We start from the raw sequence: 9,951 nt of genomic DNA, 5'->3' as shown, positions 1-9,951 counted from the left end.
GGCGGTTAAACGAGTATTTACAAGTTTAGACTGTTTTTACCTGACACAGATTTTTGAACGCCCTCGTTTTAATTGATTTAGCGGCTTGCTTTGCAAACGCTTCAAGTTCTTTTTTATTCATAGTCTGCCTATCTTAAACCCTCAATGGGTATTAATAATAGGCAGTTACACAGATTTTGTTATAGGGTCACCGCGGTTGCTAAACTAAATACTCTGGTTAGCAATACAACATCTGATCAGCGGTAAATTAGGACCCTGTAACACCTTTACTATGCTTTACTATTATTTTTAGTAAATACACTTTAAATTAGTAAATGGTAGTAAAAATGAGTAAACGACTTACTACCTAATTTGCTGCTTGAACCTCATATTTAGCACCTAATTTACTACCTGAGCATGTTGGCGAATCATAAGTTTCACCCATACAATAAAGTTTCATACTGATATGTTAAAAAGCCGCAGAATGAAGTCGGCTTTTATATTTGTTTGAAGTTGTAATTCTAAATGGTACCCAGGCTAGAGATATGAGGTTGCTCTTTAAGAGTTTAAGTTCGAATGTTAGTATAGGTGTATCAAGATCAGGTGATCTTAGGTGTGTTTATGTCAACAAAAGAATGGATAACTAGTTATCGAGATGGTCCAAACTTATATCAAGAATGTTTTTACGACTTCGAAAATCATGAGGTAAACCCTAACCCTGTTGTTATTCAAATAGAGTACCCTAAAAATTATCATATCACGAGTCAGGGCTTAGTAGATGGAAAGCCGTTCTCTCAGCTCACAGTTGAAATATCTGCTGAGCGTTTTGATCAAATAGCGATAGCCTGGTGTAAAACGCGCAACCTAAATACTGAGAAGTACACTTTGAATGAGCTGTTAGATAAATGTAATTTTTCATGGCCGATTAGTGAAAAAGAGCTGATTATTGGATTTAACAAAGTAAGTGAGCTTACTGAGTTTGAAAGCAAACAGGTTGAGCTTGCTTTCGACAATATTTTTGATGCTATTACCGAAGATAAGGATGAAGCCCTGCAACTAAAAATTGACTCAGATGAATTAATTAAGCAGCGCGACGCTTCTGAATTAGATAAAGTCGCAAAAGAGCGAGAATATAAATCCAAAATAAAAGGTGCAGCAAAGGGTATCTTATCCCACATTAATGCCAACCAAAGTATCGATGATGAAGAATCAATGGTGTCTGTGATAGAGCAAGCTTTGACGGATATTCTTCGTAAGTAACCTATTCTCGCAAATGGTTCTTTGGCAAAGCACCTAACTTTCCAACTTAAAGTGATAAAATAACCCCTTAAGCATATAAATCAATATAACCACCCATAAATCCAACTTTAACAACCACTTCAAAATAGTGGTAACAAATACGAAACGAAGAAAAAATTGCACAGCCATAAAAATCAACGCCTTAACATCAAAATAAGTTAAATGTAAAATTGCACACCGCTTATGCATGAAAATGCATAAATTTAAAAAACCTTAAAAACCATCAAAAAAACCCATAAAAGCAAATAAAATAAGGGCTTTCAATTTAAATAACATTAAAACGTTATTTTTACATAAAAGGTAGCGGTACGAACTTTTTGGTCATAAATACTAGATTTAAATTTACACACACCAATGCAATAATATGAAAAAATTTAAGGAACATTACAGTGAAAGAATTAGCAATAAAACTAGGCTGCCGTATTCGAGCGAAAAGAAAAGAGGTAGGCCTGGCCCAAGATAAACTTGCGGAGCTGGCCGTTTTAGATCGAAGTTACGTTGGCTGAAAAATCACATTAAATTTGCCAGCCTATTACATCAAAAATGCCAGTCATTATCATTCAACACAGCCACCAAATGACATTCACGGTCACCACTGAATTGCATTAAGTTTGCCGCTGACAAATTAAGTTCACTGTGGCACAAAGCCTATATTTCTGCTTTGAACGAAAAGCAGACGGCCACTCTAGCACGTTTTTGGACATAAACGTTTTAGAAGTGGCAGCATACCTATGTGATTGCTGCCATTTTAGCACGATACTTTATTACTCAGTATGTATCTTTATTACTCTCCATACCAACTACCGCAGAGGTATGGTTGTTAAATGTTTATCTATGATTTCAACCATCGACTTTGTAAGCGCCAGATTAGTTTTTTCTTTCGCCCACACCTGGTGAAAGCCTTCTAACGTTTGCTTGGCTGTCTCCAAAACCAACTTTTCTGGTAGCATTGCTTTAGCCGCTAAGTGCGATAGTTCATCTATCGAAAACTCACTAAATTTTTTACTACGGCTAACCTTTAACGATGCACTATCGTCAGGAATGTACGCAATGGTCGACAAAAAGTCATAAGCCGGTGCTATTGATGCCGTTCGCTTATCTTTGTATATCACAGACCAATTCTTCAAATGCATATCCGCATTACCGATCAGCGTGTTAAAGACCAACCTTCTTGTAAACTCAGCGATATCTTCTGCTTGCCCTTCTATACCTATGACTTGAGCAATGTTTCGCATAGACGCCATTTTATATTTATCATGAGGGTATATACCAAAGACTTGTGCAAAATCTTCAATATGGATCGCTTGGTTATCCGCACGATCAAAACGCTTAATCACAAAAGCACTATCACCAAACTTTCCAATGCCTTCTGGTATGTTCTCAATTCGATCAATTGGTAGCAGTTGGATATCCGGTACGTTCATTCCTAACATGCCAGCCAATGCCATCATGGAATATTCATTTTCAGGTACCGCTTCAAAGCGTGAAGACGGCAACTTCACAATCCATGACCCCCCTTGACCAGTCACAGGGATCGTCAAACCGCCATTTGAATGTTGCACCCCTGAAAATTTTAGCTGTACCCCCGCTAATGAAAAACGCATCGGTTCTTCGTATTTCATTTCATCTTCAATATCTTTTTGGTCGGTTATCGGCAATGCCTCCCCATCCGCTGGTTCAACAGTGATTGCACCAGCAAGATCTTGTCCGAGTACCCATAACAGGAAAAACTCTCTAGCCGGATCGACTCCTGCTCGTTCAGCAAGATAATTTCGCATCGTTTCTTCAGGTAATAGATTCGAGAAAAATGGAATTAATTTTGTCTGCGTTGGTTTGAAATTTGTTAGCAAGTTTCCTAACGAGTCTTTGAACCCAAGCCCTAAGACCGATCTTGATTCGTTATTTATATATTCTTCCGTAAAAGAAAATAGAGTTCGATCTTGGCCCACATTAGTTATAGTTGCGATAGGCTCGCCATAGAGCAATACATTCAGAGTGGAGACTTTGTTAATCATCACTATCCTCGCCTAAATAATATGCCGGTTTCACAGGTATACTTTCATCATCCATCTCCATACTACTACTTCGAATGATCGAATTTATTGCTGGGACTGATTTTCTAGGCGCAACAAATAGCTCTAAATCAAGCACTCGGGCCAGAACAATCAAACTGGAAACTCTAAGATCGACACCACCAGACTCAATTTTTGAGATATGGCTTTGAGGCACTCCCGAGCGAGCGCTCAGCTCTCTTTGACTAAAACCCTTACGCTCTCGTGCTTCTCTTAGCTTTCCAATTATCAGTTCTGTTGCGTAGCTCATACATTGATACACCTTTATATATCAAAATGAATTTAAGATATATAAAAATATATCACACAAACCAACCAAGGACAAAAATTATAGGCTATTACATATCAAAAACACCTCTCGATATATAGTGCTATATGTATGTGGCATGTTTTACGCAGTATTTATAAACATGACGTCAAAGATATTTATAAACTCATATCCGTTGTTTTGCTAAGATCAAATACAAATTCAAGTAAAATTATCGTTAGACATCTATCTACACTGGAATTTTTAATCACGCAGTTAAATTGTTTCAGTAAAAAACGTTGGTACATTACGATTAATGCAGCAAATAAAACTGACATGCTACACAGCTTTTTATTTGTTAGTTCAAACAGCCAACATAAATAACTCTTAATTCATTTTCAGGGTAGTTGAAACAGCAGGACGATTAAAATTGATATTTTAAGCAAAGATGCAGCACAAAATAGAATAGCTTTCATTTTCGAAAAATAATGAAATTTATATTTTTACATCAATAGTTTAAAAATTAAAAATATAAAAATAGTCACACTTTGGTCACATTGATTTTTGGCTGAAATTTACCTGCTGTATAGTTAAATATAGCTATTTTTTAGGTAACATAAAATGCTTGATAGATATTAAAAGTGAGAGGGTTGATGATATTTTTTGAAATGCTAAATCTATATAATCTATTGTTTTAATTTAGAATAAATAAAATTCAGTCACAAAATGGTCACAAGTTTTAAATCAAGTTACATTTATCTTGGCTGTAAGTGTATAGAAGGTAAAATAAGACATGGATATCATTAAAAACTGAAAGGTTCAAATTGTTATATTTAACGCTATAACAACTAAAATTAAGTGGAACGGTTTTTAATAATTTGATGACGATCGGCCAACACTAACAATAGTCACGATTTGGCCACAAAATGGTCACAATAACTATTTCTGAGCCTTAGTAAAAATGAGTTTTGAATAGTAACTTAATGAATATTAAGGTAAAAGAGTGGCGGAGTGGACGGGACTCGAACCCGCGACCCCCGGCGTGACAGGCCGGTATTCTAACCAACTGAACTACCACTCCGCAGTGGCGTTACTTAGATATAAGTAACTAAAGTTCTTAACATTGAACATAAAGTGGCGGAGTGGACGGGACTCGAACCCGCGACCCCCGGCGTGACAGGCCGGTATTCTAACCAACTGAACTACCACTCCGCAGTGGCATTACTTAAGTAAAGTAACTATGTTCTATGCATATCGTTTAATTTAATAGTTGGCGGAGTGGACGGGACTCGAACCCGCGACCCCCGGCGTGACAGGCCGGTATTCTAACCAACTGAACTACCACTCCGCTGAGTATTAAATATCTGACGATATAAAGTATTGAAATTAAGCGTTGGCGGAGTGGACGGGACTCGAACCCGCGACCCCCGGCGTGACAGGCCGGTATTCTAACCAACTGAACTACCACTCCGCATATCACTTAAGTATCATCTACTTACTTCTTTAAAAGATTGCTCTCCGTCAGAAGCGGGCGCAATAATAAGGACAAGCTGGCAATGAGTCAACCCATTTTTTATAAAAAATTCAATTAAGTTTCATCAGGTAAAGATAAGTCTATTATATCGTCATTATCTGTCGATAATTTATCCATATGCTCGTTATCTGGTAGTTCCATTTCTTTTGCTGGTGCTTTTTTACGTATTAAATTCTTAATCGAAAAATCTTTAAACAGCGGCTTATCATTAAAGATAACAAACTTAAATAGTAGGAAAGCAATTAGGCAAATGAATATAAAGATACCGAGTATAATACTAATCACCTGCCACGCTGGTGTAGGCTCTGGTTCTGGCTCTACAACCACTTCTGGTTCTTTAGGTAAGGTTTCAGCTAATGACTGCTCTAAGTCAATTAACTCTTCGGGTAAAGTTGATACAGCAGGTGCTATGTTAAATTCATATTCCGGAATCGACATCATCATGTCTCTGCCTGATTTATTTTTACCAAAAGCAGACACTTTAATTTTGTATATGCCATCAGAATAATTAAATAGCTCCATCGTTTTCACGTCGTCTTCACTCGCTGAAATAGCAAATTTTTCAGTTTCTCCGTTCGGGTAATAAATATCACCACTAAATACAAAAGATTTAAAATCGATTAAGTCGCTTTCTGAGCTAATTTTGAAAAGATGTTGTTGTCCATCTTCCACCGCTTTATCGACATCAAAAATGAACGGGTTCTTCTCTAATACAATAGGATCAAATGTAATTTCACGATTGAATAAGCCTAAATCAAGGAAAAAACTGGTCAACCATTCACCGGGGATTAACTCTAATTTAAACTCACCAGTAAACACACTGTCTTTTCTTTTTTCATCAAAACCTTGGCCATCATCTTTAAACCTAGCGACATTGACAGTATCGGCCCCAAAATTTTCATATTGGTTATTGTTGGTACTGGTAAAGGTAACGTCTAAGCTCACCACATCACTAAAATTACCATAATCAATTAACTCACCATTATTGGTTAATCTAGCATTGAGTTTAATTGTTTCTCCACTAAATAACAGTTCAGGTAAGGGATCAACCTGTAACTCAATGTTTGAGATAACCATGATTTTGCTGTTTTCTTCAATTTTACCGACAGCTTGCCAAGGGCCGACCATAGGATTTTTAAGCCTAATCATGTCGTAACTATAATCGTCGTACCATTCACCTTCCGCTGGTGGCATTGTGGGCGCGTATAGCTTACTGCCATCCGGTCGGATTAAAATAACAGGTGAAGACCCCTGCTTTCGGAAAAAAATCATGACGATTTCATCAACATAGTGATCAATACGAAAGCGATTATCGATTAATTTAATCCCTTTAATATGTTTTGGATTTTCAATCAGATGAAGAATAGATAAAGGTCGGGTTTGCTTGCTGGCTAAATCAACTGCAGGTACGGTACCTGCAGTCATCACAGCAAAACTCTTGCTAAAGAAGCAAGTTAAAAAAATAAATAAAGTTAATTTTAATCGTATAAGCCTTGCTGTATGCATTTACTATCCTGTTATTCGCTTCGCCATAATGATGAACCCGCACTTTTTTCTACTAAATCAAGCCTTTTGTTGTGTTCATCTATTTCATCGGCAGTAGCAGAGACTATCTTTAATGGTTTTCTATCTGAACTTACTCTAATAATGTCTGTAATACTGCCATCATCATTAGAGTCCGATGCTAAATTAAGAGCGGTTTGCCCACCTGTCATTAACAAGTAAACATCAGCAAGGATTTCAGAATCGAGTAAAGCGCCATGTAATGTTCTGTGCGAATTATCTATTCCAAAACGGTTACAAAGTACGTCTAGATTATTCCGTTTTCCTGGGAACATTTTTTTTGCGAGACTTAAACTATCCGTTATTTTACAGATATCTTCAGTTTTAACATTTAGTCCCATTTTTTCAAATTCATAATCCATAAAGCCAACGTCAAACGGTGCGTTATGAATAACAAGTTCGGCTCCTCGGATAAACTCGATAAATTCTTCAGCAATTACTGTAAAGTCTGGTTTATCAGCCAACATTTCGTCACTTATACCATGGACTTCAAATGCTTCAGGGTCAACTTCACGATCAGGCTTAATATAAACATGATAATGATTACCCGTTAAACGTCGGTTTACAATTTCAACACAGCCAATTTCAATAATTCTGTGCCCTAAATAAACTGGACCGCCTGCTTGGTTCATACCTGTCGTTTCAGTATCGAGTACGATTTGTCTTGCCATTTTATTACCTAAATTTAGCCTGCTTAACCATAGCCTAGATTAAACAATGTTTATGTTTACGTTTAAGAGCCTAACCTACTCTTTGTCTGTCGCGAAGATTACCTTATATTTAATCTAGCATAAACTCTCATTCGCAATTTAAAATTTAATTCGTATACTGCCTACATTAATCGTAAAAAGAATTAATAAATGAAAACAATTGATATATTCACTGACGGCTCATGTCTAGGTAACCCGGGGCCAGGGGGCTACGGCACTATATTAAGATATGGAAAGAAAGAAAAAGAACTGAGCCAAGGTTTCATTTTAACCACGAATAACCGAATGGAGTTATTAGCTGCAATTAAAGGTTTAGAGGCATTAACCGAAGAATGCGTTGTTAACTTATCGACTGATAGCCAGTACGTTAAAAATGGAATTAATCAATGGATCCATGGCTGGAAAAAAAGAGGCTGGAAAACCGCAGATAAAAAAGATGTCAAAAATAAAGATTTATGGGTCAAACTTGACGAACTTTGCGAAAAACATCAAGTTGAATGGCATTGGGTTAAAGGTCATTCTGGCCATGTTGAAAACGAAAGATGTGACGTTTTAGCAAGAGATGCCGCAGGGTCAGCTGATTTGATTGAAGATAAAGGCTACAAAGAAGCTTAAATGATTAATACTTAAGTTAGCACCATATGTCCTTGTTACTCATATACTGACAAGGACACCTAAAGCCAAGACTCAATTTTAAGCTTTATCTTGTTGGGTATGCCACATTTGAGCATAACGACCATTTAATAAAAGCAAACTGTGATGAGTCCCCTGCTCAACTATTTCACCGTGATTGAGCACTATAATATTGTCAGCATCCACTATTGTAGAGAGTCTATGAGCAATGACGATACTCGTATGGCCTTGTGATACCTCTTTAAATGCATTGAGTATTGCTTGTTCTGATTGACTGTCTAGTGAAGACGTTGCCTCATCAAACACCATAATAGGCGGGCGTTTTAAGATAGTTCTCGCAATTGCGACTCTTTGTTTTTCCCCACCCGACAATTTTAGCCCTCTTTCCCCAACAAGCGTTTGACTTCCTTTGGGTAAATTCGAAACAAAGTTTGATAAATGAGCTAGTTTTAAAGCTTCTTCAACTTCTTCATCTGTTGCTGATGGTCTACCGTATTTAACATTCTCAAAAATAGTATCGTTAAATAAAACCGTGTCTTGTGGCACTATACCTATTGATTTTCTAAGGCTCAATAAATCAACTTTTTGAATATTTTGTTCATCTATATTAATGCTACCTGAGCCTGTATCATAAAATCTAAATAATAATTTTATGATACTAGATTTGCCGGAACCACTTTCGCCAACTATTGCAACTTTTTGCTTAGGCAATACCTTAAAACTAATGTTTTTTAAAATTTCTCTATCGGGTTGGTAGCTAAAACTAACGTCTTTAAATTCGATTTGCGCTTTATCGACTATTAAATTTCGAGCCTGTTCATCACTAGTAATAAGTGGCTTCTTGTTCAGTAACTCAAACATATTTTCAATATTGGCAAGTGATCCTTTTATTTCTCTATAAACAAAACCTAAAAAATTTAATGGCATAAATAATTGCATCATAAATGCATTCACAAGTACAAAATCACCTATGGTTATTTTTCCATCTGCAACTTGATAGCCTGCAAGCACCATCATAGCTGTCATTGCAGCAGATATAATAAAAGCTTGGCCTCCATTTAACACAAACAAGGTTAACCTGTTTTTACGTTTTGCTATTTCCCATTCAGCTAAAACAGTATCGTATCGATTTGCTTCATAGTCTTCATTGTTAAAGTACTTCACCGTTTCATAGTTTAATAAGCTATCTATTGCCCTAGTGCTGCTGATAGAGTCGGCTTTAGCAGCCGCTCTGACATAAGTAGTACGCCATTCTGTTGCCCAGATAGAATAACTAATATAACTAGCCACAGCAGCTAAGATTATTGCTGCGTATTGCCACCCATAGTTAATCAAAAATATACCAACCACTATGCTAATTTCTAATATGGTTGGAATAATATTAAACACCATAAACCGCATTAAAAAGCTAATGCCATTTGTACCTCTGTCTATATCACGAGCAACCCCGCCAGTTTGCCTGGTTAAATGGAAATCAATATCTAACCTGTGTAGATGTTTAAAAACTTCTAAACCGAGCTTACGCATGGCTCGTTCAGTTACTCTACCAAACAAAGTATCTCGAATTTCGCCAACTAATGTATTCACTAACCTGACAGCACCATAAGCTAACAATAAGCTTAATGGCACAGCCAAAAGCATTTGGCTTGTCTCGTTAGGGTTTAAATCATCCACTATATGCTTAAGAATAAAAGGCAAACTAACAGAGGCAAATTTAGCGAGTATCAAACAAGATAAAGCTAAAGCGACTCGACCTTTAAAATCTAGTAGATATGGTAAAATTTGATGAAAAACTTGCCAATTAATCGGCTTATTATTGAAATCGTTATAGTTAGATGGACGCATTAGGCTTTATATTTAATCACGGGTAAACGACAAAATGTAGCTCATCATAACTGATAAGCTTATGCTTAA

The 9,951-nt window shown here is 36.6% G+C and carries 7 protein-coding genes, 4 tRNA genes and 1 pseudogene; 2 read left to right on the top strand and 10 right to left on the bottom strand.

Annotated elements, in window-relative coordinates; all coding sequences use genetic code 11:
- The first annotated feature begins 600 nt into the window (after window positions 1-600).
- Window positions 601-1,239 carry a hypothetical protein gene (locus XM47_RS17330; protein WP_048695375.1) on the top strand — a complete coding sequence of 213 codons (639 nt, stop codon included), beginning with the start codon at window positions 601-603 and terminating at the stop codon, window positions 1,237-1,239.
- An 839-nt stretch (window positions 1,240-2,078) separates the two neighbouring features.
- Here the strand turns inward: XM47_RS17330 and XM47_RS17315 are convergent.
- From XM47_RS17315 to dnaQ, 9 genes and pseudogenes are all read right to left on the bottom strand, one after another.
- Window positions 2,079-2,936: a type II toxin-antitoxin system HipA family toxin gene (locus XM47_RS17315; protein ID WP_459553599.1), complete on the bottom strand. Its 858-nt coding sequence runs from the start codon at window positions 2,934-2,936 to the stop codon at window positions 2,079-2,081.
- A 33-nt stretch (window positions 2,937-2,969) separates the two neighbouring features.
- A pseudogene (locus tag XM47_RS19530) lies at window positions 2,970-3,293 on the bottom strand (HipA N-terminal domain-containing protein); the annotation flags it as partial.
- Window positions 3,286-3,600: a helix-turn-helix domain-containing protein gene (locus XM47_RS17310; protein ID WP_048695371.1), complete on the bottom strand. Its 315-nt coding sequence runs from the start codon at window positions 3,598-3,600 to the stop codon at window positions 3,286-3,288. The pseudogene XM47_RS19530 and the gene XM47_RS17310, both read right to left, overlap by 8 nt.
- 1,001 nt (window positions 3,601-4,601) lie before the next feature.
- Window positions 4,602-4,678: transfer RNA gene (locus tag XM47_RS17300), tRNA-Asp, on the bottom strand.
- A 54-nt stretch (window positions 4,679-4,732) separates the two neighbouring features.
- A tRNA-Asp gene (locus tag XM47_RS17295) sits at window positions 4,733-4,809 on the bottom strand.
- 59 nt (window positions 4,810-4,868) lie between these two features.
- Window positions 4,869-4,945: transfer RNA gene (locus XM47_RS17290), tRNA-Asp, on the bottom strand.
- Window positions 4,946-4,991: 46 nt separating this feature from the next.
- Window positions 4,992-5,068 (bottom strand) — tRNA-Asp (locus XM47_RS17285).
- Between the two features lie 117 nt (window positions 5,069-5,185).
- Window positions 5,186-6,637, bottom strand: a complete 1,452-nt coding sequence (locus XM47_RS17280) for a TIGR03503 family protein (RefSeq protein WP_048695366.1) — start codon at window positions 6,635-6,637, stop codon at window positions 5,186-5,188.
- 11 nt (window positions 6,638-6,648) lie between these two features.
- Entirely contained in the window at window positions 6,649-7,365 is a 717-nt protein-coding gene (gene dnaQ, locus XM47_RS17275; protein WP_048695363.1) for a DNA polymerase III subunit epsilon, read from the bottom strand.
- A gap of 189 nt (window positions 7,366-7,554) precedes the next feature.
- Between dnaQ and rnhA the strand changes: the two genes are divergently transcribed.
- On the top strand, window positions 7,555-8,019 hold the full coding sequence (gene rnhA / locus XM47_RS17270; protein WP_048695360.1) for a ribonuclease HI: 465 nt from the start codon (window positions 7,555-7,557) through the stop codon (window positions 8,017-8,019).
- A gap of 78 nt (window positions 8,020-8,097) precedes the next feature.
- Here the strand turns inward: rnhA and XM47_RS17265 are convergent, their stop codons facing one another.
- Window positions 8,098-9,882 (bottom strand): ABCB family ABC transporter ATP-binding protein/permease, encoded by a 1,785-nt coding sequence (locus XM47_RS17265; RefSeq protein ID WP_048695358.1) that lies wholly within the window; start codon window positions 9,880-9,882, stop codon window positions 8,098-8,100.
- Between the last annotated feature and the right edge of the window lie 69 nt (window positions 9,883-9,951).

It is taken from the genome of Catenovulum maritimum, assembly GCF_001050375.1.
In the GTDB taxonomy this organism is placed as follows: domain Bacteria; phylum Pseudomonadota; class Gammaproteobacteria; order Enterobacterales; family Alteromonadaceae; genus Catenovulum; species Catenovulum maritimum.
This window is presented reverse-complemented; position numbering and strand designations above follow the sequence as displayed.